The organism is Actinomadura nitritigenes, from assembly GCF_017573545.1.
Taxonomy (GTDB): Bacteria; Actinomycetota; Actinomycetes; order Streptosporangiales; family Streptosporangiaceae; genus Spirillospora; species Spirillospora nitritigenes.
Genome location: NZ_JAGEOK010000036.1, coordinates 1 through 24,775, shown reverse-complemented (window position 1 = coordinate 24,775; position 24,775 = coordinate 1). Strand labels below are relative to the sequence as shown.

24 protein-coding genes, 1 pseudogene and 1 riboswitch are annotated in these 24,775 nt (G+C 71.5%); of the genes and pseudogenes, 11 read left to right on the top strand and 14 right to left on the bottom strand.

Features of this window, described 5'->3' with window-relative positions; genetic code table 11:
- Positions 1 to 64 precede the first annotated feature (64 nt).
- The gene (locus J4557_RS39935; protein ID WP_208272025.1) at positions 65 to 874 is read right to left on the bottom strand and encodes an SDR family NAD(P)-dependent oxidoreductase; all 810 of its coding nucleotides are present in this window, start codon (positions 872 to 874) and stop codon (positions 65 to 67) included.
- Positions 875 to 946: 72 nt separating this feature from the next.
- Here J4557_RS39935 and J4557_RS39930 point away from each other — a divergent pair, with 72 nt between their 5' ends.
- Positions 947 to 1,546, top strand: coding sequence for a TetR/AcrR family transcriptional regulator (locus J4557_RS39930; protein ID WP_208272024.1), 600 nt, complete (start codon positions 947 to 949; stop codon positions 1,544 to 1,546).
- A 39-nt stretch (positions 1,547 to 1,585) separates the two neighbouring features.
- Here the strand turns inward: J4557_RS39930 and J4557_RS39925 are convergent, their stop codons facing one another.
- The 5 genes from J4557_RS39925 to J4557_RS39905 form a co-directional block, all read right to left on the bottom strand.
- Positions 1,586 to 3,823 carry a bifunctional glycosyltransferase/CDP-glycerol:glycerophosphate glycerophosphotransferase gene (locus J4557_RS39925; protein ID WP_208272023.1) on the bottom strand — a complete coding sequence of 746 codons (2,238 nt, stop codon included), beginning with the start codon at positions 3,821 to 3,823 and terminating at the stop codon, positions 1,586 to 1,588.
- A 423-nt stretch (positions 3,824 to 4,246) separates the two neighbouring features.
- Positions 4,247 to 5,455 (bottom strand): formaldehyde dehydrogenase, glutathione-independent, encoded by a 1,209-nt coding sequence (gene fdhA, locus J4557_RS39920; protein ID WP_208272022.1) that lies wholly within the window; start codon positions 5,453 to 5,455, stop codon positions 4,247 to 4,249.
- A gap of 190 nt (positions 5,456 to 5,645) precedes the next feature.
- A complete protein-coding gene (locus J4557_RS39915; RefSeq protein ID WP_208272021.1) occupies positions 5,646 to 6,059 on the bottom strand; it encodes an arsenate reductase ArsC in 414 nt (137 codons plus the stop codon).
- Positions 6,060 to 6,109: 50 nt separating this feature from the next.
- Complete coding sequence (gene arsB, locus J4557_RS39910) at positions 6,110 to 7,183, bottom strand: ACR3 family arsenite efflux transporter (RefSeq protein ID WP_307800483.1); 1,074 nt, start codon at positions 7,181 to 7,183, stop codon at positions 6,110 to 6,112.
- On the bottom strand, positions 7,180 to 7,467 hold the full coding sequence (locus tag J4557_RS39905; protein ID WP_243777105.1) for an ArsR/SmtB family transcription factor: 288 nt from the start codon (positions 7,465 to 7,467) through the stop codon (positions 7,180 to 7,182). Before J4557_RS39905 ends, arsB begins: the two co-directional genes overlap by 4 nt.
- Before the next feature lie 395 nt (positions 7,468 to 7,862).
- Between J4557_RS39905 and arsA the strand changes: the two genes are divergently transcribed.
- Entirely contained in the window at positions 7,863 to 9,653 is a 1,791-nt protein-coding gene (gene arsA, locus J4557_RS39900; RefSeq protein ID WP_208272020.1) for an arsenical pump-driving ATPase, read from the top strand.
- Positions 9,654 to 9,721: 68 nt separating this feature from the next.
- On the opposite strand, the gene J4557_RS39895 is transcribed toward arsA, so the two are convergent.
- From J4557_RS39895 to J4557_RS39885, 3 genes are read right to left on the bottom strand one after another with little or no spacing between them, the layout of a single operon-like run.
- On the bottom strand, positions 9,722 to 10,987 hold the full coding sequence (locus J4557_RS39895; RefSeq protein ID WP_208272019.1) for an MFS transporter: 1,266 nt from the start codon (positions 10,985 to 10,987) through the stop codon (positions 9,722 to 9,724).
- A gap of 21 nt (positions 10,988 to 11,008) precedes the next feature.
- Positions 11,009 to 12,673 carry an NAD(P)-binding domain-containing protein gene (locus J4557_RS39890; protein WP_208272018.1) on the bottom strand — a complete coding sequence of 555 codons (1,665 nt, stop codon included), beginning with the start codon at positions 12,671 to 12,673 and terminating at the stop codon, positions 11,009 to 11,011.
- A 52-nt stretch (positions 12,674 to 12,725) separates the two neighbouring features.
- Positions 12,726 to 12,887, bottom strand: a complete 162-nt coding sequence (locus tag J4557_RS39885) for a hypothetical protein (protein WP_208272017.1) — start codon at positions 12,885 to 12,887, stop codon at positions 12,726 to 12,728.
- A 77-nt stretch (positions 12,888 to 12,964) separates the two neighbouring features.
- On the opposite strand from J4557_RS39885, the gene J4557_RS39880 reads away from it, so the two are divergent.
- Complete coding sequence (locus tag J4557_RS39880) at positions 12,965 to 13,330, top strand: ArsR/SmtB family transcription factor (protein WP_208272016.1); 366 nt, start codon at positions 12,965 to 12,967, stop codon at positions 13,328 to 13,330.
- A 9-nt stretch (positions 13,331 to 13,339) separates the two neighbouring features.
- Here J4557_RS39880 and J4557_RS39875 read toward each other — a convergent pair whose 3' ends face one another.
- Positions 13,340 to 14,401 (bottom strand): flavin-containing monooxygenase, encoded by a 1,062-nt coding sequence (locus J4557_RS39875; RefSeq protein ID WP_208272015.1) that lies wholly within the window; start codon positions 14,399 to 14,401, stop codon positions 13,340 to 13,342.
- A 63-nt stretch (positions 14,402 to 14,464) separates the two neighbouring features.
- Between J4557_RS39875 and J4557_RS39870 the strand changes: the two genes are divergently transcribed.
- The 4 genes and pseudogenes from J4557_RS39870 to J4557_RS52315 form a co-directional block, all read left to right on the top strand.
- Complete coding sequence (locus J4557_RS39870; RefSeq protein ID WP_307800482.1) at positions 14,465 to 14,842, top strand: ArsR/SmtB family transcription factor; 378 nt, start codon at positions 14,465 to 14,467, stop codon at positions 14,840 to 14,842.
- Between the two features lie 240 nt (positions 14,843 to 15,082).
- Positions 15,083 to 15,748 (top strand): alpha/beta fold hydrolase, encoded by a 666-nt coding sequence (locus tag J4557_RS39865; protein WP_208272014.1) that lies wholly within the window; start codon positions 15,083 to 15,085, stop codon positions 15,746 to 15,748.
- 89 nt (positions 15,749 to 15,837) lie between these two features.
- Positions 15,838 to 15,915: riboswitch (ZMP/ZTP riboswitch) on the top strand.
- Between the two features lie 98 nt (positions 15,916 to 16,013).
- Positions 16,014 to 17,201 carry a benzoate/H(+) symporter BenE family transporter gene (locus tag J4557_RS39860; RefSeq protein ID WP_208272013.1) on the top strand — a complete coding sequence of 396 codons (1,188 nt, stop codon included), beginning with the start codon at positions 16,014 to 16,016 and terminating at the stop codon, positions 17,199 to 17,201.
- A gap of 270 nt (positions 17,202 to 17,471) precedes the next feature.
- A pseudogene (locus tag J4557_RS52315) lies at positions 17,472 to 17,555 on the top strand (DUF6196 family protein); the annotation flags it as partial.
- Here the strand turns inward: J4557_RS52315 and J4557_RS39855 are convergent.
- The 3 genes from J4557_RS39855 to J4557_RS39850 form a co-directional block, all read right to left on the bottom strand.
- Positions 17,517 to 19,391 (bottom strand): ATP-binding protein, encoded by a 1,875-nt coding sequence (locus J4557_RS39855; RefSeq protein ID WP_243777114.1) that lies wholly within the window; start codon positions 19,389 to 19,391, stop codon positions 17,517 to 17,519. The pseudogene J4557_RS52315 and the gene J4557_RS39855 overlap by 39 nt on opposite strands.
- On the bottom strand, positions 19,352 to 19,483 hold the full coding sequence (locus J4557_RS51250) for a hypothetical protein (RefSeq protein WP_279576355.1): 132 nt from the start codon (positions 19,481 to 19,483) through the stop codon (positions 19,352 to 19,354). Before J4557_RS51250 ends, J4557_RS39855 begins: the two co-directional genes overlap by 40 nt.
- A 368-nt stretch (positions 19,484 to 19,851) precedes the next feature.
- On the bottom strand, positions 19,852 to 20,283 hold the full coding sequence (locus J4557_RS39850) for an NUDIX domain-containing protein (protein ID WP_208272012.1): 432 nt from the start codon (positions 20,281 to 20,283) through the stop codon (positions 19,852 to 19,854).
- A 247-nt stretch (positions 20,284 to 20,530) separates the two neighbouring features.
- On the opposite strand from J4557_RS39850, the gene J4557_RS39845 reads away from it, so the two are divergent.
- Positions 20,531 to 21,703 (top strand): N(5)-(carboxyethyl)ornithine synthase, encoded by a 1,173-nt coding sequence (locus J4557_RS39845; protein ID WP_208272011.1) that lies wholly within the window; start codon positions 20,531 to 20,533, stop codon positions 21,701 to 21,703.
- Between the two features lie 97 nt (positions 21,704 to 21,800).
- On the opposite strand, the gene J4557_RS39840 is transcribed toward J4557_RS39845, so the two are convergent.
- Positions 21,801 to 22,211 (bottom strand): STAS domain-containing protein, encoded by a 411-nt coding sequence (locus tag J4557_RS39840; RefSeq protein WP_208272010.1) that lies wholly within the window; start codon positions 22,209 to 22,211, stop codon positions 21,801 to 21,803.
- A 508-nt stretch (positions 22,212 to 22,719) separates the two neighbouring features.
- Between J4557_RS39840 and J4557_RS39835 the strand changes: the two genes are divergently transcribed.
- From J4557_RS39835 to J4557_RS39825, 3 genes are all read left to right on the top strand, one after another.
- Positions 22,720 to 23,055 (top strand): DUF5994 family protein, encoded by a 336-nt coding sequence (locus tag J4557_RS39835; protein WP_208272009.1) that lies wholly within the window; start codon positions 22,720 to 22,722, stop codon positions 23,053 to 23,055.
- A gap of 13 nt (positions 23,056 to 23,068) precedes the next feature.
- A complete protein-coding gene (locus J4557_RS39830; RefSeq protein WP_208272008.1) occupies positions 23,069 to 23,464 on the top strand; it encodes an STAS domain-containing protein in 396 nt (131 codons plus the stop codon).
- A 284-nt stretch (positions 23,465 to 23,748) separates the two neighbouring features.
- Positions 23,749 to 24,775: GAF domain-containing protein (locus J4557_RS39825; RefSeq protein WP_208272007.1), on the top strand; the 1,027-nt coding region annotated here is incomplete at its 3' end.

Here is a 24,775-nt window from a genome sequence, read left to right as displayed (position 1 = left end):
GACTCTTTCTCCTCACTCGCGCCGAGGCGCGTGGTTCCGGAAGCAGTGGTGGGGGTGGCCCGGGTCAGATGGCGGTCCGGCCTCCGTCGGCGGCCACGATGGCCCCGGTCATGTAGCTGGCCTGGTCGCCGGCGAGGAAGGCGATCACCCGGGCGACCTCGGCCGGGTCGGCGGCGCGCTTCAGCGCGGTCGTCAGGCCCATGCCGCCGAGGTCGGGTCCCATGGCCGCCACCACCTTGGAGGTGGTCATCGGGCCGGGCGACACGGCGTTGACGCGCACGTTCGACGCGGCGAACTCGGCCGCCCACGTGCGGGTCAGGGATTCCAGTGCCGCCTTGGTGGCGCCGTAGACCGCCATCAGCGGCATGCCCAGGCCGGCCGCCGTGGAGCTGACGTTGACGATGCTGCCGCCCCCGCGGGCGGCCATCTTCGGCGCGAGCCGGGCGGTCAGAACGAACGGCGCCCGCACGTTGACCGCGAAGGCGGCGTCGTAGTCGGCGATGTCCTGATCGATGGTCGCGCTGAACGGGACGACGCCCGCGTTGTTGACGAGGACGTCCACCGCTCCGGCGTCCTCGGCCAGCCGCTGCACGGCCTGCGGGTCGGCCAGGTCGGCGGGAACGAAGCGCACGGTGCCGGCCGCTCCAGCGGCGACGGCCGCGCTCCGCACGTCCTCCACGACCTGGGCGCCGCGGTCCGGGTCGGTGCCCGTGATGATCACGTTCGCCCGGCCGGCGGCGAGGAGCCTCGCCGTCGCGTGCCCGAGCCCGCCGATGGCGCCCGACCCGGTGACCAGTGCCGTCTTCCCGTCGAAGTCCATGTCGTTCCGCCTCTCGTCCGCCGTCGCGGTCCTGCGCGCCGACTTCCGTGTCATCGTTCAAAAAGTCCCTCGGGCGTCACCGTACGACCTTTTGTGCACGCGGTCAAAAAGTCGTAACGTGGGGGCATGGCACGGACAGGGCGCCCCCGCGCATTCGACAAGGACCAGGCTCTGGAGCGCGCGCTGCTGCTGTTCTGGTCCCGGGGCTACGGCGCGACGTCCGTCCAGGACCTCGTCGACGCGCTCGCCCTGGAGCGGGGGAGCCTGTACGGCGCCTTCGGCGACAAGCGGAACTTCTACCTGGCGGCCGTCCAGCTCTACTGGGACACCTACGAGCGCCGGCTGACCGAGGCGCTGGAAACCGGGCCGGTGCTGCCGGCGCTGCGCGAGGTGCTCGCCACCCCGGTCCGGGCGCAGGAGTACGCCTCCGACCTCGGCGTTCCGCAGGGATGCATGATCGGCAACACCACCGCCGAACTCGTTCCCCACGACGCCGAGGCCAGCGAGATCGTGGCCCGCTCGCACGCCCGCTTCACCCGGATCGTCGCCGACGCCCTGCGCCGCGCGCAGGCCGACGGCGAGGTCAGGCAGGACGCCGGCCCCGAGGCCCAGGCACGGCTGCTGCTGTTCACCGTCCAGGGCCTTTCGCTGGTCTCCCGCACCGGACTCGACACGGCCGGCACGCTCGCCGCCGTCGACGCCCTGATCGACGCCCTCCGCGCCTGATCCGCGGGCTCGGATCCCGCCGCCCGTCCGCGGGCATCGTCACCGGGTGATGGCGTCTTGGAAGATCCCGATGGGCTCGTCGGACTCGCCCTGGCGGTAGACGCGGCGGACGATGCGTTCGGCGGCGCGGCCGTCGTCGAAGGTGCAGAACCGGCGGCGGAACGCGGCGCGCTTGGCGGTCGACGACGCGCTGCCGGGTTCGTCGCCCTTGAAGCACGCGATGAGTTCGTCCTCGGTGCGGGTCACCGGACCGGGAGGGTCGGCGAGCAGGTCGAAGGTGACGCCCCTCGTGCGGCGGTAGGTCTCCCAGTCCGGTGCGTGGATGACGATGGGCCGGTCGAGGTGGGCGTAGTCGAACATGATCGATGAGTAGTCGGTGATCAGGGTGTCGGCGGCCAGGCAGAGATCTTCGACGGCGGGATGTCCGGACACGTCCAGCATCGACGCCGAATCCGCGGAAGGCGCCGGGAGCGGCGTCGATCCCGTGAGGTAGTGGGCACGGACGAGCAGCACGTATCGGGGGCCGAGCGCCGCCGCCAGAACGGCAGGGTCGAGTGGATACACCAGTTCGTCGAGGTGGTCGCGGTAGGTGGGCGCGTAGAGGACGGCGGTCTGGTCCGTCGCGATGCCGAGGTCACGGCGAATGCGGTCGATGTCCTGGGCGCTCGCGTGGAAGAGGCGATCGTTGCGCGGATACCCCGTCTCCAGGATCTCGTAGTCACCGGGATAGGCCCGCCGCCACACCTGCGACGACAGCGGATTGGCGGAGATGACGTAGTCCCATCGCCGGCTGTGCTTCCGCAGCCGGGCGAAGTTCATGGTGCCCGCGCCGACCGGATAGGGCTCCTGCTCCAGCCCCATCTTCTTCAACGGCGTTCCGTGCAGTGTCTGGATGTGCACGGAGCCGCGGCGCTTGGACATGGCGTGCGGGAAGTTGACGTTGTTGACGAGGTACTTCGCGCGGGCCATGACGCGGAAGTAGCGCAGCGAGCCCTCGACGACGTGGTCGACGCCCGCCGGCAACGACCCCGCGGCCTCCGGCCCGACCACCCACACACCGTGGACGTCCGGCGCCAGCTCCCGGGCTTTCTCGTAGATCGCCTTGGGGTTGCAGGCGTAGCCGCGGTACCAGTACGCCGCGTAGACCGCGAGCCCGGCGTCCATCGGCAGCCGTTTCTGCAGCTGGTAGTAGGCGAGGGGCGCCGCGGCCCTGGCGCGCCTGACGCCGGTGCGCGCCATACCGCCCGCCCGCCGGACCACGGCGCGCAGCACGAGCCGCGTCCGGTTGAGCGGCCAGAGCCCGCGGAACAGCCAGTACAGGTCGCGTTCGACCAGCCGGAACTTGACCCCGCGCGCCCCGCGCGGATACCGGTAGGGGCTCGGACGGTGCGCCCGGAACTCCTGTGACACCCGCTGGAAGAAGCGCCGCCGCGAAGCCGCCGGTACCCGGGAAGGGTCCTCGGCGATCGTGGTGTAGTGCCAGATCATCCGGTCGAACATCGCGGCCCGGTGACGATCGGCCGAGCCCGATCGTCCGTCCATGAAGGCGAAGATCTTCCCGTACCCGTCGAAGACCTCGAAGTGCCGGTCGCTGGACGTCGAGGTGATCGCACCCGTGCGCCGCACACGGTAGACGTAGCAGACGCGGTCCAGAAGCGAGATGCGCTCGGCGGCCATCAGGATCGGATAGGTGACCGCCACGTCCTCATAGAACCCATCGCCGAAGTCCAGGCCCAGGTCCAGCAGGAACTCCCGCCGGATCACCTTGTTCCACGCCGTCATCATCAGCCCGAGCGCGGACGGCCGCTCGTCCAGGGTGAAGGACTCATCCGGCGGCGGCTCGCGGAGCAGCCTGCTCCACGGGTTCGGGGCCAGCCGGCCGGGCGCGATCTCACGCGCGTGGTCGAACACCAGGACGTCCGGCCGGGCACGCTCCAGCCGGCGGCGGATGGCGGCCAGCGCGCCGCTGGTCACCCAGTCGTCGCTGTCAACGAACCAGACATAGTCCCCGTGAGCGTGGCCGAGGCCGATGTTGCGGGCCTCGCCCAGACCATGGTTGCGGTCCAGGTGCACCACCCGCAGGCGCGGGTCGCGGCGCGCATACTCGTCGAGTATCCGTCCGCAGTCGTCGGGCGACGCGTCGTCGACCGCCACCACCTCCACCCCGGAGGTGGCCTGCTGGAAGAGCGATTCCAGGCATTGAGGGAGATATTCCTGCACGTTGTACACCGGCAGGACCACGCTGATCGTGACCGCCGTATCCGAACCCGATGCCATGAGACCTCCGGCCGTCCACGCAGAACCCAACAGGACCCGCAGAAGAACCAAGGGTGTGCGGGGGCTGGAGCCGGGCGGCGGTGCCGTTGATGGGTCGACCAGCCGTTCGGGCTCGCGAGGCCTTGGGCCACCTGCGCGGGATGTCTGCCCGCATTGGGCCGAGACACACGCATTCCAGCAGGTCAGCAGCTATATGGCGGAGTGCTTACCGTCATGCGGCATATTCGAGACCGACCGGTCACCGCCCTCCCGAGACCGGCCCGCAGGCGGAGCCGGCCGCGCCCTCAAGGAGTTCGGCGCGGCCGGGCGACGGTTCGCGGCCGCATCCGCGAGGGCGCCCGAAGCCGTGAGGCCACGGGCGCCGGCCCGGCCGCACGGCGGCGCGGGCCGCGGGCGCGCTCGTCGGCGACGCCCGCCTGGGGCTCACGCCGCGGCGCCCACCAGCCCGTGCGGGTCGAGGATGTACTTGCGCGCCGCGCCCCGGTCGAACTCGGCGTAGCCCTGGGGCGCCTGGTCGAGCGGGATGACCGTCGCGTTGACGTTGCGGGCGACGTGCACACGGTCGTGCAGGATCGCCATCATCAGCTGCCGGTTGTAGGCCATCACCGGGCACTGTCCGGTGGTGAGCGTCTCGGACTTGGCCCAGCCGAGCCCGATCTTCAGGCCGAGCTGCCCGACCCGGGCGTTCTCGTCCGAGGCTCCCGGGTCGCCGGTCACGTAGAGGCCGGGGATGCCGACCCGCCCGGCCGCCCGGGTGATGTCCATCAACGTGTTGAGGACGGTCGCGGGCTGCTCTCCCCCCTCCGGACCGTGGCCGCGCGCCTCGAACCCGACGCAGTCGACGGCCGCGTCCACCTCGGGAACGCCGAGGATCTGCTCGATCTGCTCGCCCACGTCCGCGTGCTGGGACAGGTTGATCGTCTCGCATCCGAACCCGCGGGCCTGCGCCAGCCGCTCCTCGTTCATGTCGCCGACGATCACGACGGCCGCGCCGAGCAGCAGGCAGGCGGTGGCGCACGCCAGCCCGACCGGGCCCGCGCCCGCCACGTACACGGTCGACCCGGTGGTCACGCCCGCCGTGTAGGCGCCGTGGTAGCCGGTGGGGAGGATGTCCGACAGCATCGCCAGGTCCGGCAGCTTGGCCATCACCGTGTCGCGGTCGGCCGGGAACTTCAGCAGGTTGAAGTCCGCGTACGGGATGACCGCGTACCGCGCCTGCCCGCCATGCCAGCCGCCCATGTCGACGTAGCCGTAGGCGGCGCCGGGCCGTTCCCGGTTGACGTTCTCGCACACGCCGGTGTGGCGCTCCTTGCAGTTGCGGCAGCGCCCGCACGCGATGTTGAACGGGACGCTGACGAGGTCGCCCTGCTTGATGAACTCGACGTCCCGGCCTGTCTCGATCACCTCGCCGGTGATCTCGTGGCCGAGCGTGAGCCCGGCGGGCGCGGTCGTCCGGCCGCGCACCATGTGCTGGTCGGACCCGCAGATGTTGGTCGCGAGTACCTTCAGGATGACGCCGTGCTGGAGCCGGCGGCCGTTCTGCTCGGTCAGTTCGAGCTTGGGGAAGTCCAAGTCCTCGACCGTGACCTCGCCCGGTCCCTGGTATACGACGCCGCGGTTGGTGTCCGCCACGATTCCTCCCTCCACATCGAGGATCGCGGGCGATATACCCTGTTCATGCAGGTCAACCGGATTTTCGAGTTCGGATTCGCGGCCCCCCGGGCCTCCCACGAGTGCGGCCAGGCCCCGCCGGACCGTTCCCGGACGTCGAGGCGGAGTCCAGCCTGCACATCCAGGACGGGTCAGAACCAGGGGGTGCCGGTCACGCCTGCTCGGGGCCGGTGAGTTCGGCGGTGAGCGTCTCGATGCGGCCGCGGATCTCGTCGCGGATGGGACGGACGGCGTCGACGCCTTGCCCGGCGGGGTCGTCGAGCTGCCAGTCGAGGTAGCGCTTGCCGGGGAAGACGGGACAGGTGTCGCCGCAGCCCATGGTGATGACGACGTCGGAGGCTTGGACGGCGTCGACGGTGAGGACCTTGGGGATCTCGGCGGAGATGTCGATGCCCTCTTCGGCCATGGCCTGGACGACGGCGGGGTTGACCTGGTCGGCGGGCTCGGATCCGGCGGAGCGGACCTCGACCCGGTCGCCGGCGAAGTGGGTCAGGTAGGCGGCGGCCATCTGCGAGCGTCCGGCGTTGTGGACGCAGACGAACAGCACGCTGGGCTTGTCGGGCATCGGGGCTCCGTTACGGGTCGAGAGTGGCGAGCGGGACGGTGGTGAGCAGGTCAGCGGCGGCGCAGCCACAGCGAGACGTAGACGAGCCCGACCAGCACGGGCACCTCGATCAGCGGTCCGACGACACCGGACAGGGCTTGGCCGGAGGTGACGCCGAAGGTGCCGATCGCGACCGCGATGGCCAGCTCGAAGTTGTTCCCGGCGGCGGTGAACGCCAGGGTCGCGGTGCGCGGGTAGGGCAGCCCGACGCCCCGGCCCAGGGCGAACGCCCCGCCCCACATGAGCGCGAAGTAGGCCAGCAACGGCAGGGCGATCCGGGCGACGTCGGCGGGCTGGGAGGTGATCGTCTTCCCCTGCAGGGCGAACAGGATCACGATGGTGAACAGCAGCCCGTACAGCGCGACCGGCCCGATGCGCGGAAGGAACCGCGACTCGTACCACTCGCGGCCGCGGGCCCTCTCCCCCAAGCGCCGGGTGAGGTAGCCGGCCAGCAGCGGGACGCCGAGGAACACCAGCACGTTCACCACGATCTTGCCGGTGGAGAAGTGCAGGTCGCTGGTGTCCAGGCCGAGCCAGCCCGGCAGGACCTTCAGGTAGAACCAGCCGAGCGCCCCGAACGCGACGACCTGGAACACCGAGTTCAGTGCCACCAGCACCGCCGCGGCCTCCCGGTCGCCGCAGGCGAGGTCGTTCCAGATGATGACCATCGCGATGCAGCGGGCGAGCCCGACGATGATGAGCCCGGTGCGGTACTCGGGCAGGTCCGGCAGGAAGATCCAGGCCAGTGCGAACATCACCGCCGGTCCGACGACCCAGTTCAGCACCAGCGAGGAGACCATGAGACGGCGGTCGCCGGTGACGGTGTCGAGCCGGTCGTAGCGCACCTTGGCCAGCACCGGATACATCATCGCCAGCAGCCCGAGCGCGATCGGCAGCGAGATCCCGCCCGCCTCCACCTTGGACAGCGCGTCATCGAGGCCGGGGATGGCGCGTCCGAGCCCCAGACCGAGCGCCATCGCGGCGATGATCCACACCGGCAGGAACCGGTCCAGGGTCGACAGCCCCGCCACGACCTTGGGCTCGTGATGATCGGCGGGGGCGGGCTTCGACGCGGTGCCGGTCACGGGCAAGGCCTCTTCCGCTGTTCGAGATTCGCCCGTCGCGCCGCCTCGGCCAGCCCGGTCAGCTGGGCGGCCAGGCCGTCCAGCGCCTCTGGGCGCAGCCGGTAGTAGGTGAAGCGGCCACACGGCTCGGTATCGACCAGACCTGCTTCGCGGAGCGCGCGCAGGTGGTTGGAGATGTTGGTCTGCTTGGCCCCGGTCTCCTCGACCAGGTGACACGTGCACAGCGCCTCGCTCGCGAGCAGCGAAACGATCCGCGCTCGCAACGGGTCGGCGAGCAGCCGCAACACATCAGTCTTAACTGACATCATCACAAGCTGATACGTTAGCACGACGACCGCGGTGCCGGACCTGCGCTCAGGGCGAGGTTCCCGCGCCGAACTGCGCGCCACTCGGGCTGGGCCCGCCGAAGTCGCCGTCGGGCAGGTCATGGAGTGACGCTTAACGGCGAGCAGGCGGACCTAGAGCCTCGCCGGCCAACGGTCGTGCATTCAGTCCGGATGGGGCGTCTCGGGTCCGTGGGCACCTCGCCCGATTGCCGACAAAAGCCACCGGTATCCCGGGTCGCGGCACTGGCCCGAGGGCATGTATGAGGTGCCTCCCGGGACCGGGAGCGCACGGATGCACTGACGCATTCTCCGAGTGACGGGGCTGTCTGACGATGCGAGCGTTCGGTCTGCCGATGATGCAGTGGAGCACCTGGAAGACGCCCTTCGTCTTCTTCACGGGCAAGGGCGGGGTGGGCAAGACGACCGTCGCGGGTGCGGCGGCGGTCGCCTTGGCCGATGCGGGAAAGCGGGTGTTGCTGGTCAGCACCGATCCGGCGTCCAACCTCGACGACCTGCTCGGCGCGAGGGTCGGCGCGGTCCCCGGCCCGGTTCCGGGCGTGGCGGGGCTGGAAGCGATGAACCTTGACCCCGAAGCAGCGGCGGCCTCCTACCGGGAACGGGTCATCGCTCCTTACCGCGGGGTGGTGAGCGAGCAGGAACTGCACGGTATCGAGGAGCAGCTTGCGGGCGAATGCACGGTCGAGGTGGCGGCGTTCGACCGCTTCACCCAGTTGATCGTCCGGCCGGAGCTGGCGCAGCGGTACGACCACGTGCTGTTCGATACGGCCCCGACGGGGCACACGCTGCGGTTGATGAACCTGCCCAGCGCCTGGTCGCAGTACATAAAGACCAGCTCTGCGGGGGCCGGCTGCCTCGGACCGCGTTCGGGACTTCAGGCCCAGCGCGAGCAATACCAGGAAGCTGTGACGCAGCTGGCGGACCCGACTCGTACGACGCTGGTCCTGGTCAGCCGCCCGGATCCCGGGGCCCTGCGTGAGGCCGGTCGTGCCGGAGCCGAGCTCGCCTCCGAAGGCATCGGCAACCAACGGCTGATCGTCAATGGCCTGCTCGCCTCGCCGGCACCCGATGATCCCGTCGCACGAGCGCTCGCCGTCCATCAGCGGGCGGCACTGGACGACCGACCGCCCGGCCTGCGAACACTGCCCCTTGCCGCCGTTCCCCTGATCGCTCATGAACTGATCGGCGTGCCGGCGCTTCGGGCGCTGACGGGAGAGCCGAGCCCTCATGTGTCCCGGCCGCCCGCGGATTCGGCCCCGCGTGCCTCCGCCTCCGTGCCGGCAGGTGGTGAGGCGATGCCCCTGCCCGCTCTGGACGCCCTCGTCGAGGACCTGGGCGCCGGTCCGCCAGGAGCGGTCCTGGTGATGGGCAAGGGCGGTGTCGGCAAGACCACGATCGCAGCGGCCCTTGCCGTCGGCCTGGCCCGGCGTGGCCACCCGGTGCACTTGTCCACCACCGACCCTGCCGGTCGGCCCGGCGACCTGTTCACCGGGGAGGTGCCGCCCCAGTTGACCCTCAGCCGCATCGACCCAGCCGCCGAACTGGCCGACTACACCGCCGGACGGCTGCGCGCCGCCGAGCACCTGAGCCCTGAACGTCGCGCGCTGCTGGAAGAGGATCTCCGTTCCCCGTGCACCCAGGAGATGGCGGTCTTCCGTGCGTTCTCAGCGCTGCTGTCCAGAGCGCGGCGCCAACTGGTGATCGTGGACACCGCTCCGAGCGGTCACACGCTGCGGCTGCTGGACCTCACAGGGTCGTACCATCGCCAGGTCATGGGCGATCTGGAGCACGTGGGCGGCCGTGTCACCACACCGCTCATGCGCCTGCGGGACCCGGTCCACACGCGCGTGCTCATCGTCACGCTCGCCGAAGCGACGCCGGTGTCCGAGGCCGCGGCGCTCCAAGACGACCTGCGGCGGGCCGGCATCGAACCCTACGGCTGGATCATCAACGCCACCCTCACGGGTACCGGAACCCGCGATCCCGTCCTGAGTGCGCGCGCCGCCCTGGAACGCCCGCATGTGCACCGCGTCCGAGAGCACCTCGCCGCCCGCGCCTGGATGTTGCCCTGGCACGCCGAATCCCTTGTGGGTGAGGAATCCCTGGCCGCACTCGTCACCGCCTGAGGGCCTCCAACATCCGCGGCTGAAGCGATCATCTGCTGACGCCCGCGTCCGTGAGGCCGACCGCCTGGTCAGGTGGCAGCCCGGTCGCGTAGAGCCTCTGTGCGCGCTCGCGGAACGCTGGCGGCGGCCAGCACGGCGGCGAGCGTCGCGATGGCGGCGAGGGCGGTGAACAGGATGGGGTAGCCGCCCAGGCCGGTGGCCAGGGCGGCGCCGGCGGCAGGGGCGATGGCGCCGGCGATGGTGACGGGCGCGGCGAGGACGCCCGACAGGGAGCCGTAGGCGGCGGTGCCCCAGCGGTCGGAGACGGCGGTGGCCTGCAGAAGAGTGGCGACGCCGCGTGTGGTGCCGGCCAGGACGGCGACGGCGATGAGCGCGGGGACGGGGCCGGGGAGCGCGGCGAGGGCGGTGGTGGTGCCTGCGGAGCAGAGGAGGACGAGCACGGTGCGGGTGCGGACGGTGGTTCGGCGGGTGAGGGTGCCGTAGCCGAGGCGTCCGGCGACCTGGCCGATGCCGCCGAGGCCGAGCGCCCAGGCGGCGATGCTGCTGGAGGCGCCGCGCGAGGTGAGCAGCGGGATGAGGTTGGTGAGCACGGCGTACATGGAGAACGCCGACAGGGTGAGCGCCGTGGCCAGGAGGAGGAACGGTGAGCTGCGCACCACCGTGCTCACCTGGTCGCGTCCGATGGCGGCGCCGTCGGTACCGGGCGCGTGAAGTGGTGGCCATGGGCGGCTCAGGGCGAAGTAGTGCAGGGGGACGGTCACCACAGCGAGGATGACGGCGAGGACCAGGTAGACGGTCCGCCAGGACATCTGCGCCGCCAGGGCATCGGTCAGGGGCGCGAAGACGGTGCTGGCCAGCCCGGCGACGAGCGTGAGGGTGGTCAGCGCGCCGAGGTGACGGGGCGCGTAGTAGCGGGTGAGCGCGGCGAAGGCGGGTTGGTAGAGCACGGCGCTCATCGCGGCACCGGCCGGCATCCAGGCGGCGGCGAACCAGAACGGATTCGGGGCGGCGGCCAGGCCGGCGACCGCCAGCACACCCATCAGGGAGCCGCCGGTCATGATCAGTCTGGGGCCGTGCCGGTCGAGCGCCCTCCCGAGAGGAATCCCGCCGAGGGCCGCCAGGACGAGTGCGGCGGAGAACGCCGCGGTGATGGCCCCGGTGGACCAGCCGGTGTCGTGGCTGATGTCAGGGGCCAGGACGGGAAAGGCGTAGTAGAGGATGCCCCAGCTGGTGATTTCGGTGACGCACAGCGCGATCAGAGGGACACGGGTGGCCGCTCCGCTGGAGCCGGTACCGGCGGCGGGATCGCCCGTCGCCGGTACCGGCTTCGGCATCGATGGTTCCTGAGGCACCGGTCAGCTGTCGCCGCGTTCGGCGTCGCCGGAGTGGCCGTGGACGCGTCCGGTCGCGAAGCCCAACCCGGCCGGGGCGCCGATGCCGATGGACACCGGCTCGGGCGCCGATCCACCGCAGCACGAGCCGCCTCCGGCCTCCGCCGCGGCGACCGCGGCCGGCGCCTCGGCGGGCTCGGTTCCGCAGGAGGTGCCGCAGCCGTCGCCCGCGGCGGCGCCGGGCAGTTGGTCCTCGGTGATGAGGTTGGTGGAGCAGACGCCGGTTTCGGGAAGGTCGAGTTCGACGGCGTCGGCGGCGGCGCGGTCTCCGGCGAGCGCGGCGACCACGGAGCGGACCTGCTCGTATCCGGTGGCCATCAGGAACGTGGGGGCGCGGCCGTAGCTCTTCATCCCGACCAGGTAGAAGCCGGTCTCGGGGTGGGCGAGGTCGCGTTCGCCGTGCGGCGGGACGGTGCCGCAGGAGTGGAAGTTGGGGTCGATCATCGGCGCGAGGCGGACCGGCGCCTCGGTGGCCGGGTCGAGCTCGACCCGCACTTCGCGGAGCATGTCCAGGTCGGGACGGAACCCGGTGGCCGCCACCACGGCGTCGGTCTCGATCGCGCGCTCGCCGTCCGGGGTCACGCCGACGACCTTGACGGGGCCGGCGGCCGGGCCTGCGTCGGGGCTGGTGAAGCCGGTGATGGTGAAGCTGCGCACCAGCTCGATCTCGCCGCCTTCCACCGCGGCCTTGAGACGGGTGCCCAGCGCGCCACGTGCCGGGAGGCCGTCGGCGTCGCCGCCGCCGTACAGCCGGGCCACCGACGCCGAGCGGACGGCCCAGGTGATGCGGGTGCCGGGCGCGGTCTTGGCGAGTTCGGCGAGCGCGAGGAGGGTGTTGGCGGCCGAGTGGCCCATCCCGACCACGAGGGTGTGCTTGCCGGCGAAGCGGTCGCGGTCGCGGCCCAGCACGTCCGGCAGCGGACCGGTCAGGTAGGGGGCGGCCTGGTCCTCGCCCGGGGCGGGGAGGCCGGAGTGGCCGAGCGGGTTGCTGCGGCCCCAGGTGCCCGAGGCGTCGATGACGGCGCGGGCGGTCAGGTCGGTGACGGCGCCGTCCGGGCCGACGGTGCGGACCAGCAGCGGCTGCTGGTCGCGTCCGACGGTGCGGGTCACGTCAATGCCGCGCCGGGCGACGGCGATCACACGGGTACCGGTGCGGATCCGTCCGGCCAGCTCAGGCAGCTGGGCGAGCGGGGCCAGGTAGTCGCGGACCAGCTCGGCGCCGGTGGGCAGCGCCTCCGGGTCGGGCAGCGTCCACCCGGTGGGCTCCAGGAGGCGGCGGGCGGCGGCGTCGGTGTCGTACCGCCACGGCGAGAACAGCCGGACGTGTCCCCATTCGGAGATCGCCGCCCCGGCGGCCTCGCCGGCCTCCAGGACCACGAAGTCCAGGCCGCGTTCCGCCAGATGAGCGGCAGCGGCCAGGCCGACCGGGCCCGCCCCGATGACCACCACCGGCAGGTCGCCGGAGTCGGTGTCGTCGACACAGCCGCACCCGGCGCCGGTCTTGGCCTCGATCACGGTGACCGCCGGGTCCAGGGACTGCTCGGTGTCGCTGCAGCAACTGCTGACCCCGCAGCAGCTGCCCGCAGCCGCCTGCTCGGCGGGCCCCTGGGACTGGTCGTTCTCGCTCATGATCTCTCCTCGCCGCATTGCTTAGGTGGCCTTGGGGGACGGGTGGTTCGGGTCAGAGACGGGCGCGGTTGGCGGCGGTGGCCACTCGGTCGCGGTGGGCGGCCGCACGGCAGGCGCTGGTGCAGACCTCTCCGCGGCCGTCGCGGAAGGTGACGCGCCCTGCGGAGCGTGCGGTGCTGTGCTGAGCGGTGATCCGGGTGAGCAGCGTCTTCATCACGACCCCTTGTTTAGACGTTCTTCGAAGCAGGCGCCAGTTTGCATCGCTGCATAGATAGATGTCAAATTAGAGCTATGTCTAAGTTGCTGGAGTTGGAAGACGTCACCGACCCGGCGTGCTGCGCGCCGCTGAGCGGCCCCGCCCTGAGCGAGCAGGAGGCCGTCGAACTGGCCGGGGTGTTCAAGGCGCTGTCGGACCCGGTCCGGCTGCGGTTGCTGAACATGATCGCCTCCGCGGAGGACGGCGAGGCCTGCGTGTGCGACCTGACCGGCTCCTTCGATCTGACCGCCCCCACCATCTCCCACCACCTGAAGGTGCTCCGCCAGGCCGGGCTGATCGACGGTGAGCGCCGCGGGACCTGGGTCTACTACCGGGTGGTACCCGAACGGCTCACCCGGCTGTCCGGCCTTTTCGCCCTGCCCGCGCTCACCCCCGCCTGAACCGGTCGTCTACGGGCGCAGCCGGGTGAGGACATGGCGGGCGTCCGCGCCGACCCCGCGCAGGGTGGCCGAGGCGAACGAGCGCTGCCACTCCAGCCCGACGTAACCGAGCCCGGAACGGGTGGTGGAGATCCCCCCGCGGTGCAGCGGCAGCCCGGCCTCGTCCAGGGCGCCCAGATCGGCAAGGTAGTCCACGCCCGGCCGGTACCCGGTGGCCAGCAGCACCACGTCGACGCGCTCGCGGGTCCCGTCGGCCCACACCACGTGATCGCCGTCCAGGCCGGTGAACATGGGGCGGCGGTCGGGATTGCCGGTGGCGATCCGCGCCCGGTAGGTGCCGGTGTCGAACACCGGCGTGCCCTTGCCGCCGGTCAGCAGCGGGCGCGCCCACCCGGCGGCGTCCAGGCCGGTGCGCTGCAGCCAGATGTGCATGTCGACACCGGCGACGCGCTGCGGCATGAACCGCAGCGGGTGCCGGGTGGCCAGGGTGACCCGGCAGTTCTCGGCCAGCTCGATCGCGATCTGGACCGCGGAGTTCCCGCCGCCCACGATCACCACCCGCCGCCCGGCGAACTCCCCGGGCCGCCGGTACTCCGACGAGTGCGGCACCGACCCGGTGAACGAGCCCAGCCCGGGCAGGTCGGGACGGTAGGGCCGACTGAACGCGCCCGTCGCGGCGATCACCACCGGGGCGGTGAAGCTCTCCCCGCTCTCGGTCACGACCTCCAGGACCCGCCCGGCTCCCTCACCGGAGCCGGCGGCGACCTTGATCACGCGGTGGCCGGTCCGGATGTCGGCGTCGAGCCGTTCGGCGTAGCCGGCCAGGTAGGCGACGACCTCATCGCGGCTCGGGTAGCCGTTCGGGTCGCCGGGGAACGGAGCGCCCGGCAGGGCGCTGCGCCGCGCCGGGGAGAACAGGGTGAGGCTGTCGTAGTAGTGCGGCCATGACCCGGCAATCGACTGCGCGGCCTCCAGGACCACGGGACTCAGGCCGAGCCCGCGGGCGACGTGGGCCGTGGCGAGACCGGCCTGGCCGCCCCCGATGATGATGGTGTCGGAACGCTGAGGCACGCTCTCAACATAACATCATTTCATGAAACGTTAATATGTTGGGGCGGGGTAGAGGAGGAACCGGTGCCCGACCAGGCAGCAAGCAGCTCGCGACCCGAGCCGGACCTCGGCTGCGGGGCCGCCGTCGAGCCGCCGAGCGAGAAGCTGCGCGAGTTCCTCAAGGGCCTGGCCAGCGAGCAGCGCCAGCAGATGCTCGAACTGTTCGCCGGCGGCGTCGAACTGACCGTCGGCACCGTCGCCGAGCGCCTCGGCATCGGCCAGTCCAACGCCTCCCAGCAACTCGCCCTGCTGCGCCGCGGCGGCCTCCTCACCTCCCGCAAGGACGGCAAGCAGGTCCGCTACCGCGTCGACACCCCGGCGGTGGAGCGATCCCTCACCGAGCTCCAGAACTACCTGCGCACCTGCTGCCCGCCCACGAAGGGCGACGCAGCCGGCGCCTGAGTCCGCGACGGTCGTCGGTCACCCCTCGATCCCGCGTCGTCCGGCAGAACACGCGCGGAAGACGCGCTCTGCGAAACGTGCGCGGTGCCTGGCGGGCATCGGGCACGGCTTGGCGGCTCATCGGTGGTCGGCCACGTTACCGATCTGATGACCTGGAGCAGTTGCGGGTCGCAGGCGGCGACCACTGAAGCGCACGGCATCGAGCCACGACCGCGCGGTGGACAAGTAGGGAGAGAACTCATGGCAACGTTCATCCTCGTGCCAGGCGCCTGGCATGGCGCCTGGGCATTCGAGGCGGTGGTGCCGTTGCTGGAGCGTGCCGGGCACACCGTTCACGCCCTGACCCTGACCGGTCTGCGGCCCGATGACGACGACGCGACGGTCGCGGCCGCCAACCTCGACACCCACGCCGACGACGTATTGGCGCTCCTTGATCGTGCTCGCATCACCGACGCGACGCTGGTCGGCCACAGCTACGGCGGGATGGTGATCGCCGCTGCCGCCGACCGCGCCGGCGGGCGGGTCTCACGACTGGTGCATCTCGACGCCTACGTACCCGCCGACGGCGAGTCGTGCTGGTCTTCGACCACCGAGGCCTACCGGCGGGCATTCGTGACCGGTGCCGCGAGCACCGGCTACGCCGTCCGTCCGCCCGACCGCCCCGGCCGCGACCCCCGGCGCCGGCCCCATCCCTTCGCCTCGCTCGTGCAATCGATCCGGCTCACCGGTGCGCTCGCCCAGGTCCCCTGCCGCGAGTTCATTTACTGCTCCGGCTGGGAGGGCACTCCCTACGCTGAACTCCGCACTCGGCTCGAAGCCGATCCGGAGTGGCAGGTCCACGAACTCCCGACCGCCCACAATGCGATGCGCGAGGCACCGGAGGCCGTCGCCGAACTACTGATCTGAGCGGCCGAGGCGAAGCACCGGAACCGCCCCTTGCTCGTCCGCCCCCGACCGGCTACGCGATAGCGACACCCGACCGGGCGGGACCCTATTCTTGACGTTGCGACTGGCGTAGCCGGATGTGACCGGCGTGGAGCGTGTGAGAGACATCGACCGCCTGGGTGTCCCTCGGTCATCGAACCGGAGGAGCACCATGCGCTTACGGGATCAACGACCCGCGCCGAGCGGCTCAGATGGTGATAGGCGGTCCGCCGTGTGGAGGCGTCGCGTGACGGCGGCGTCGGCACCGAGCGGCGCGTTCCCGCCGATCTCCGCCGGCGTGGTGTCGGCACTGGTCGGGTTCACGAGCGCCTTCGTGATCGTCCTGGGCGGCCTCGCAGCCGTGGGCGCGGACCCGGACCAGGCATCGAGCGGGTTGCTCGCGGTGAGCGTCACCATGGGCCTGTCCTGCATCCTGCTCGCACGGTCGACCCGGATGCCGATCACCGTTGCCTGGTCGACGCCCGGTGCGGCACTACTCGCCACGACCGGGGCGGTGAAGGGAGGATGGCCCGCCGCAGTCGGAGCATTCCTCATCACCGGCGCGCTGATCGTGCTCACCGGGCTCGTGCCGAAGCTCAGCGCACTCATCGCCCGCATCCCCGCCTCGGTCGCCCAGGCGATGCTCGCCGGCGTGCTGCTCCACCTCTGCCTCGGACCGATCACCGGGCTGGCGACGAACCCACTCCAGGTCGCACCGGTCATCGCCGTCTGGCTCGTCGCCATGCGGTTCCTGGCCCGCTGGGCGGCCCCCTTGGCCTTCCTGACCGCCGCGATCGTCATCGGCGTCCATGTCGCGACCTCGGGAACCGCGATCGACCCCGCGGCACTCGCACCGCGGGTGGAGATCACGACGCCCGTCTTCACGCTCGCCGGATTGGTCGGAATCGCCCTGCCGCTCTACCTCGTGACGATGGCCTCGCAGAACGTCCCCGGGGTGGCCGTCATGAAGGGTCTCGGTTACGAGGTGCCATGGCGGCGATCGATGCTCGTGACCGGCGTCGGCACCGTCCTCGGCGCGCCGGCCGGCGGGCATGCGATCAACCTGGCCGCGATCAGCGCGGCCCTCGCGGCCGGACCGGAGGCGGGCGACGACCGCTCGCGGCGCTGGATCGCGAGCGTGACGGCGGGCATCGTCCTCGTCGGGCTCGGCATCGCCTCCGCGGCATTCGGCGCCCTCGTGTCCCTGGCTCCGGCCGGGGTCATCGCCGCCGTGGCGGGACTCGCCCTGCTCACCACCTTCGCCGCCTCCCTGAAGGCGGCGCTCGCAGAGCCGGATGAGCAGATACCCGCCGTCGTCACCTTCGCGACCGCCGCCTCCGACATCGCGATCGGCGGGGTGAGCGCCGCCTTCTGGGCACTCATCGCCGGACTCGTCGTCCGCTCCGTCCTCCGCCTCGAAAGGCGGCCCGCCTGACGAGCGCGGCGCCGCTCTGCCACCACGCACGAGCTCGCTGAAACCGAGCTCCTGCCCGTCCATCACTCCGCGCTCCGCACCGCCGCGCCCAGCCACCTCGAAAGCGTGCGCAGCCACCTGATCGACGTGCTCTCTCCGGAACAGGTCCGGCAGCTCGGTGATATCAGCGAGACGCTGCTGAAACACCTCGCCCCATCCGAGGCCGGCGAATCGTAGGCCGGCACCGGGATAGACCGAACAAGGCCGAAAGGGCGACAAGGAGTCTCGCTAATGGTCAGTGTGAGCACGGAGACTGCGGAACAGACGGAACAGCGGCTACGCCGGGTCATCGCCCAAGCGGATCTCGTCGTCCACGACGGCGTCTGGTGTTTTGAGGAGTTTCCGAGCGACCAGCCGCCGGCGCCCTCGTCGTCCAGGACGGCGTCCGCCCCCATGGAGGCGACCGTCGCGACGGCTGCGTCCTGAGGGTTCAGCAGCTGGACGGCAGGAACGTCCTGTCCCGGAGCACCGAGTAGGCAGTACAGGTCGCGCAGCCCCTTGGCGTCCGGCATGTGCACGGTGCGTCCGCCGTAGCTCAGCCGCCAGACGGCACCGTCGCGGGTGAACTCGCACAGGGCGTCGGCACCGGCTGCGCCCTCGACGGCGTCCGCGCCCTGCGGGACGCGGACTCCCGGCCGCGCGGACGGTCAGGTCGCGGTAATGCGCGCAGTGCCGGAACCTGAGCCGGGTCTCGCCCCCTCGTTCTCGCAGGCGCTCCTGCCCGTACTGCCGGATCGTCTCCAGCATCCGGTAGCGGGTCGTGTCCCCGGCGCGGTCGGTCACCACGATCGACTTGTGGACGAGCCCGGTGAGCAGGTTCAGCACGTCCTCGGAGGCGATGTTCCGGCCCGCGCAGACCGCCTGGGCCGCCGCCAGGTCGAAGCCGCCCGCGAAGACCGACAGCCGCGCCCACAGCAGCCGCTCGTCCTCGGTGCACAGCCCGTGGCTCCAGTCGACGACCCCGCGCAGCGGCCGCTGGTACCGGCCGCCGGTGCGGATCTGGAGCCCCGACAGCAGCCCGAACCGGTCGTCCAGGCGGCCGAGGATCTCTTCGATGGTGACCGAGCCCAGGCGCACCACCGCCAGCCCGATCGCCAGGGGAAGCCCGTCCAGCCGCCGGCACAGCTGGGCCACCAGATCGGGGTCGGCGGGAAGGAACGCCGGGGCCGCTGCGGCTGCTCGGTCGAGCAGCAGCCGCACGGCCTCGCAGGCGCCAGCCGAGGCCCCCTCGTCCGGAAGTGTCAGGGAGGGGACCGTCAGGACGTGCTCACCCAGCACCCCGAGCCGTTCCCTGCTGGTGGCCAGGATCCGCAGTCCGGGCGCCGAGCGCAGCAGCCGCGACGCCAGCGCGGCGACGGCGTCCACCAGATGCTCGCAGTTGTCCAGCACCAGCAGCAGCCGCCGGTCGCGCAGCAGACCGGTCACCGCATCGGCCGGGGGACGGGCGGAGTGGTCGCTCAGGCCGAGGGACTCGGCGACCGCCCGGTCGAGCTGCTCGGGCTCGGTGCCCGGTGTGAGCGGCGCGAGATCGGCCGGCCATGCCCCGTCGGGGAAGTCGGAGGCGGCGCCCGCCGCCACTCGCAGCGCCAGGCGTGTCTTGCCGACTCCGCCGGCGCCGGTCAGCGTGACGAGCCGGGACGCCTCCAGCGCCCGCCGCACCTCGGTCATCTGCCGCTCCCGGCCGACGAAACTGGTCGTCTCGGCGGGCAGGTTCCCGGTGCCGCGCATCAGTTGCTCCGGCGTTCCGGACGGCTCCGGCGCCGCCAGATAGCGCTGGTGCAGTTTCCGCAGCTCCGCCCCCGGGCCGATGCCCAGCTCGCCGGAGAGCAGCGAGGCGACCTCTCGATAGCACTCCAGCGCCTCGCCGTGCCGCCCGCACCGCGACAGCGCGCGCATCCGCTGCGCCCAGAACCGCTCTCGCAACGGATGCTCGCTGATGAGCGCCCGCAGCTCGGGCAGCACGTCGGCGGATCTCCCCAGCGCCAGGTCGGCGTCGATCCGCAGCTCCAGCACGTCCAGCCTCCGCTCCGTCAGACCTGATGCCACGTCTCGGAACAGGTCGGGCGGCAGGTCGGACAACGGCTCCCCCCTCCACAGCCCCAGCGCCTCACCTAGCTGTTCCGCCGCGAGGTCCGCCGCCTCCGCGCGCAGGGCGGCGCGTCCGCGCGCAGGGCGGCGCGTCCGCGCCGGACGAGCGCGTCGAACCGGCGCAGGTCGAGGTCGTCCGGCCCGGTCTTCCCCATCACGGCGAACCGTCAGCGGGCCGAGGGCCCCGAACTCATATCGCGCACCCACTGTCAAAATGCTATGACACAAAGTAACTTTTCTCATCGCCTCGCGGCCGGCGGACATGCAGACCGAGCCGCTCGTACCTCCGCGGGCGCCTCTCAACGTCAACGTCATCGGTGCCCGGAGCCGCAGGAGCGCAGAACGTCACCGAGACCCTGGTCGTTCACGCCCGGTGGAAGGCTGACCGGTACCTCGGGCACCGTGACGTCGACAGTCACCCGGTCGCACCGGGCTGCGACAAGCACGGAATGCACCGAACCGATTGAATCGAAGGCCGTCACCGGTGATGCCGGGTAGGACCGCGCGGTGTGCTTGGCCGTGTTCATGGCCGGGAGACCGTTCGGGCATGGCGCCGGACAAGGCGCGTGATCGACGGGGCGATCCTGAGCCGCGGCAGGACGTCCGGGCGGAACCAGTGCAGCATGATGCCTTCGGTCAACGTCAGCGCGGACGGGTCACCCTCCCACCGGCCGGCGAAGATCTGGACCGAGAAAGCCGAAAATCCGCTTTCCATCACTTCTTCCACCGCGAACGGCTCCAGAACGGGAACTTCGAGCCCCGCCTCTTCTCGCAGTTCCCGCCGGATCGTCTCGGCCAGGGAACGGTCGCCGGGTTCGCGCCCGCCCCCGAGCAGCGACCACGCGCCGGGCTCCACGATGCCGGGGATGTCGTCGCGCAGGTGCAGCAGGTACTCGCCGCAGCCGTTGAAGATCAGCGCCGAGGCTCTCGACGGCCCGAACTCGGATGAAGTCATCACTGTTCCGCATCATCTCCGCGCCGACGTTCGGCGACTGACCGCCGGCAAGCGTCTTCTTCTGTTCCCGGGTGCAGGGGCAGGGTGACCCCGCGAGGTTTCCGAGGATGCCACCGGAGATTCCTGAAGTAGGGTCCGAAGAGCCGGGGAACCGCGATATCCAGCCCTGAGGCTGACCCGCGTCCCCGGCTCACCCCCGAGAGGGGACGTCTTGCCGACCTTGAACGGCTCGCCCCGCCCAGGCGCCATGGTGGCGCCACTGAACCCCGGCCCCGATCTGAGCCTCGGTGTCCTGGCTCGCACGGCCAAGGAGAACGAGCACCGGCAGCCGATCCATCCGCTGCACCTCCAGCGGATCGATCCGGCCCTGCGATCGCGCATCTATCTCGAACGCGGTTACGGCGAAGGCTTCGGCATTGCCGACGAGGAACTCGCTCCCCAGGTCGCCGGGCTGCTCCCCCGCGACCGGCTCATCGCCGACTGCGACGTCGTCCTGCTGCTCAAGCCGCAGCCCCACGACCTCAAAGAACTGCGCCCCGGCCAGATCCTGTGGGGCTGGCCGCACTGCGTCCAGGACCGGGAACTCACCCAGGCCGCCATCGACGGGCGGCTCACGCTGATCGCGTTCGAGGCGATGAACCACTGGACGGCCGGCGGAGGGTTCAACCTGCACGTTTTCCACAAGAACAATGAGCTCGCCGGCTACTGCTCCGTCCTGCACGCGCTGGCCCTCACCGGATCCACCGGCGCCTACGGCCGGCGGCGGCGCGCCGCCGTCATCAGCTTCGGAGCGACCGCCCGGGGCGCGGTCACGGCCCTCAACGCCCACGGCGTCCACGACGTCCACGTCTTGACCCACCGGGGCGTCAGCGCCGTCGCGTCCCCCATCCACTCGGCCCAGATCGTCCACTTCGACCGCGACCCGGAGCGGCCCACCCGCACCCGCGCCCTCACCGACGGTGGCCCGATCGCGACGGCCGCCTTCCTCGCCCGGCACGACATCGTCGTCAACTGCGTCCTGCAGGACACGGGCGCCCCATTGATGTTCGCGGTGAACAACGACCTGCCGGTCTTCTCCCCCGGCACCCTCATCGTGGACGTCTCCTGCGATGCGGGAATGGGCTTCGAGTGGGCCCGGCCGACCACCTTCGCCGATCCGATGTTCACCGTCGGCCACAACATCCACCACTACGGCGTCGACCACAGCCCCTCCTACCTGTGGGACTCCGCGACCTGGGAGATCAGCCAGGCACTGATCCCGCATCTGGCGACCGTCCTCGCGGGCCCCGCCGCCTGGGACGCCGACAAGACCATCCGGCGGGCCGTCGAGATCCGCGACGGCGTCGTCCAGAACCCCGCCGTCCTGGCGTTCCAGCACCGCTCCCCCGACTACCCGCACACCACCGGCCGCCCGGCGTGAAGGAGCGGCGGCCTGCACGATGTGCTCCCGACCCGCCGCGCGGCCGAAGTTCGGCTGGTCGGAAACGGCTACGGCATTGGACATCCCCGTGGGCGGGTCAGACCGCGGCCGGTTCCAGGGCCGGGGGAGCCGGCTGCTTGAGCGCTCGGGCCACGGTCGGGTAGGTCGCGAGGCCGTGCCCCAAGGCGGCGTCGTCCAGGATCTTCGCGACGTGGGAGCGAGGGGCGGCGAGACGCATCGAGACGCCGAGGGCCAGCGCACGGTGCCAGGCGCTGATCAGAACGGCTATCCCGGCCGCATCGCAGAACCACAGATGTGACAGGTCCAGCACCAGGATCCCCTGCCCTGGGTGCAACAACTCCAGCAGCCTGTCGCGCAGCGCCGGGGCGGTCAGCATGTCGAGATCGCCCTGCAGGGCTGCGACCGTGTACGTGGCGCGGCGCACCACCGAGAGCACCACCTGCGGATGAGTGCCGGTATGGCCTTCGGACGTGTACGACGTGTTCACGATGTCGCTCCGATCACGGTGCAGATCGCGGGCGAACGAAGTCGGCGGAGCGTCGACGGGCGAACGCGGCTCGCGATGGCCCCTTCACCGTCGACGTTACGCGCTTCGGCGCCTGCTCAAGGGCAACGACCTGCAAAGTCGCCTGAGCGTGGTGCGGCCCGGTCGACCGCTCGGCGCACCACAGTGTTCATCGGCGTTGTTCATCGGCGCCGCCAGAGAGGCGCACCGTCGGGGCGATGGGCGAGACGCCGATGAACGCGAGCGGGCCGTGCGATCCCGGCGTATGGCCTGCCCTGGGCGTGCCCGGTGGCGTAGCCTGGTGGCACCGAGGGCACTTCGTGCGCGGGCCGCCATGTCGGCGCCGTTCTCGGGGATCACGACCCGGTCCTCGCCCGACCGAGAATTGGGGCCCTCGAGATGGCCCGCCACAGCACTCAACTCGCACACGTTCCCGGCCGCGGCCGCGCCGGCCCTGCTTCCGCCGCCGGCCCTGCTTCCACCGCCGACGATGTCCCGGCTTCGGCTGGTGCCGGGTGACACCGGCCGCGGGATCATGGACGGCGGCTGGTGGCCCCGGTCGCGCGACGCGGCGGCCGAACTCACCGAGCTGGTGATCGCCCTGACCGAGCGGCTGGGCATGGCCACCCGCCTGACCATCGACTTCGACGACTGGCAGCACGTCCCGCTCCGCATCACGGCCCCGGGACGGGTCATCAGGGTGGGCTGGGCGATGTTCCGCCTGAGGAGATCCTGGCCTCCTGCGACATCGCCATCGCCCGCCCCTGAGCCGCACGATTCCGTGCCGCTCACACTGCTTCCCGGGTCGCCGGAGGGCGCCCGATGATCGGAGATCACCGATGACCACGTTCATGACCGCCGTACCCGGCGCCGACGGCCAGGCCACGGCGCCGGCCGAGGTGCGGATGCCCGCCCACCGGCGACCCGGTCACACCATCGTCGCTCTGCACGGCGGCTTGAACGCTGCCGCCGCGCCGGCGCTGCGCGAACACCTGCTGGGCGTGCTGCGGTCCAGCGGCCGACTGCTGATCCTCGACATGGGCGAGGTGTCGTTCTGCGACGAGGCCGGTCTGGCCGTCCTGGTCGGCGTCCAGCACCGCGCCGCGGCGCTGGGGATCATCGTCCGCCTGAGCACCGCCAACCGGCAGCTCATCCAGCTCCTTCACCAAACGGGCCTGCACCGGATCTTCGTCGTCCAGACGGCTCCGCACGCCCAGGCTGCGCCCGCGGCATGACCCCATGAACTCCCGGCACCCGTGGCGTCCCCGCTCATCGAACGCCATCGGAACGGATGCGCGCGGATGACGATGAAGAACGAATACCTGATGCTGCTGAAGGGCCTCGCAGTGGGGATGGCCATCGCGCTGGTCGCCGTCTGCGCGGTCATCGCCGTCGTGTCCCTGATCGTCTCCTGAGGCCGCTGGAGGGGTCCGCCGGCGCCGGGCCGACGCCGTCGGGGAGCGGTCCGGCGGCGGAGGAGCGTTCACCCCTCCGGGACGGAGGTGTTCGGAATCGCCGCATGGGCAGGCTGCTGATATCCGACCGGGGGGAGCAGATGAGCGGGCAGCCGGACGGCCGGGCCGGCGCGGGCCATGCGGGCCTGGTCGAGGCGATGAACTCGGGGGTCGTGGCCGTCAACGCGGCCGGCCGGATCACCGCCTGGAACCCCCGGGCACGGCAACTGCTGGGGTACACCCGCGAAGAGGCGCTGGGAAGGCCGATCGGCGGCTTCCTGCACCGCGTCGCCGAGGATGCCCTCCCTGCGGGGCGGAGCTGCCGCCTGCTGCGGACGCTGCGGACCGGTGCCCCCGACCACGCCGACGGCGACCCGTTCACTCATCGCGACGGGCGGCCGGTGATGCTCTCCTGGTCGTCCACGCCAATCTACGCCGATGATCCGGCCGCAGCCTCGGAGGAGGCCGGAGCCGGAACGGTGGCCGGAGCGGTCATCGTCCTGCGGGACGCCGCCGAGCGGCTCCGGATCGAGCAGGAACGCCACGACCGGATGGCCCAGGTCCAGCGGGCCAACTCCCGCCTGACGCTGGTCGCCAAGATCACCACGGTGCTGTCGTCCACGCTGAACGAGGACGAGGTGCTGCGGCGGCTGGTCCGGCTCGTCGTGCCCGCCCTCGGCGACTGGGCCGTGGTCAACCTGCTGACCTTCGACGGACACATCAAACGGGTGGCCGTGACGCACTGCGCGCTCTCGCCCGTCGACATCGCCCGCCTGGAGGGGCCGCTCCCACCGCTCCCCCGAACCCCGCGCGGACCGCTCGGGCGCGTCCTGCACGGCGGCACGACCCTGGTCGTCGGCGGCGACGCCGCCCGCCCGTATCCCGACGAGCCGCTGACCGCGGCCCAGCACGAGCTCTTCCAGATCATGGACGCCCGTTCCGCGATCATCACCCCGCTGATGGCCCGCGGGGAGACCTACGGCGCGCTGACGATCGGCCATTCCCGTCCCGGCCGCGGCTACGGCGCCGACGACCGGCTCGTGGTCGAGGACATCGCGCGCCGCACCGGCCTCCTCCTGGCCAACGCCCGGC

What these genes read in the sequence shown, in the direction of transcription:
- J4557_RS39935 (WP_208272025.1), bottom strand. Translation starts at nt 874, where the DNA reads ATGACACGGAAGTCGGCGCGCAGGACCGCGACGGCGGACGAGAGGCGG.
- J4557_RS39930 (WP_208272024.1), top strand. Translation starts at nt 947, where the DNA reads ATGGCACGGACAGGGCGCCCCCGCGCATTCGACAAGGACCAGGCTCTG.
- J4557_RS39925 (WP_208272023.1), bottom strand. Translation starts at nt 3,823, where the DNA reads ATGGCATCGGGTTCGGATACGGCGGTCACGATCAGCGTGGTCCTGCCG.
- J4557_RS39915 (WP_208272021.1), bottom strand. Translation starts at nt 6,059, where the DNA reads ATGCCCGACAAGCCCAGCGTGCTGTTCGTCTGCGTCCACAACGCCGGA.
- arsA (WP_208272020.1), top strand. Translation starts at nt 7,863, where the DNA reads ATGATGCAGTGGAGCACCTGGAAGACGCCCTTCGTCTTCTTCACGGGC.
- J4557_RS39895 (WP_208272019.1), bottom strand. Translation starts at nt 10,987, where the DNA reads ATGCCGAAGCCGGTACCGGCGACGGGCGATCCCGCCGCCGGTACCGGC.
- J4557_RS39890 (WP_208272018.1), bottom strand. Translation starts at nt 12,673, where the DNA reads ATGAGCGAGAACGACCAGTCCCAGGGGCCCGCCGAGCAGGCGGCTGCG.
- J4557_RS39885 (WP_208272017.1), bottom strand. Translation starts at nt 12,887, where the DNA reads ATGAAGACGCTGCTCACCCGGATCACCGCTCAGCACAGCACCGCACGC.
- J4557_RS39880 (WP_208272016.1), top strand. Translation starts at nt 12,965, where the DNA reads ATGTCTAAGTTGCTGGAGTTGGAAGACGTCACCGACCCGGCGTGCTGC.
- J4557_RS39865 (WP_208272014.1), top strand. Translation starts at nt 15,083, where the DNA reads ATGGCAACGTTCATCCTCGTGCCAGGCGCCTGGCATGGCGCCTGGGCA.
- J4557_RS51250 (WP_279576355.1), bottom strand. Translation starts at nt 19,483, where the DNA reads ATGGGGAAGACCGGGCCGGACGACCTCGACCTGCGCCGGTTCGACGCG.
- J4557_RS39850 (WP_208272012.1), bottom strand. Translation starts at nt 20,283, where the DNA reads ATGACTTCATCCGAGTTCGGGCCGTCGAGAGCCTCGGCGCTGATCTTC.
- J4557_RS39845 (WP_208272011.1), top strand. Translation starts at nt 20,531, where the DNA reads ATGGTGGCGCCACTGAACCCCGGCCCCGATCTGAGCCTCGGTGTCCTG.
- J4557_RS39835 (WP_208272009.1), top strand. Translation starts at nt 22,720, where the DNA reads ATGTCCCGGCTTCGGCTGGTGCCGGGTGACACCGGCCGCGGGATCATG.
- J4557_RS39830 (WP_208272008.1), top strand. Translation starts at nt 23,069, where the DNA reads ATGACCACGTTCATGACCGCCGTACCCGGCGCCGACGGCCAGGCCACG.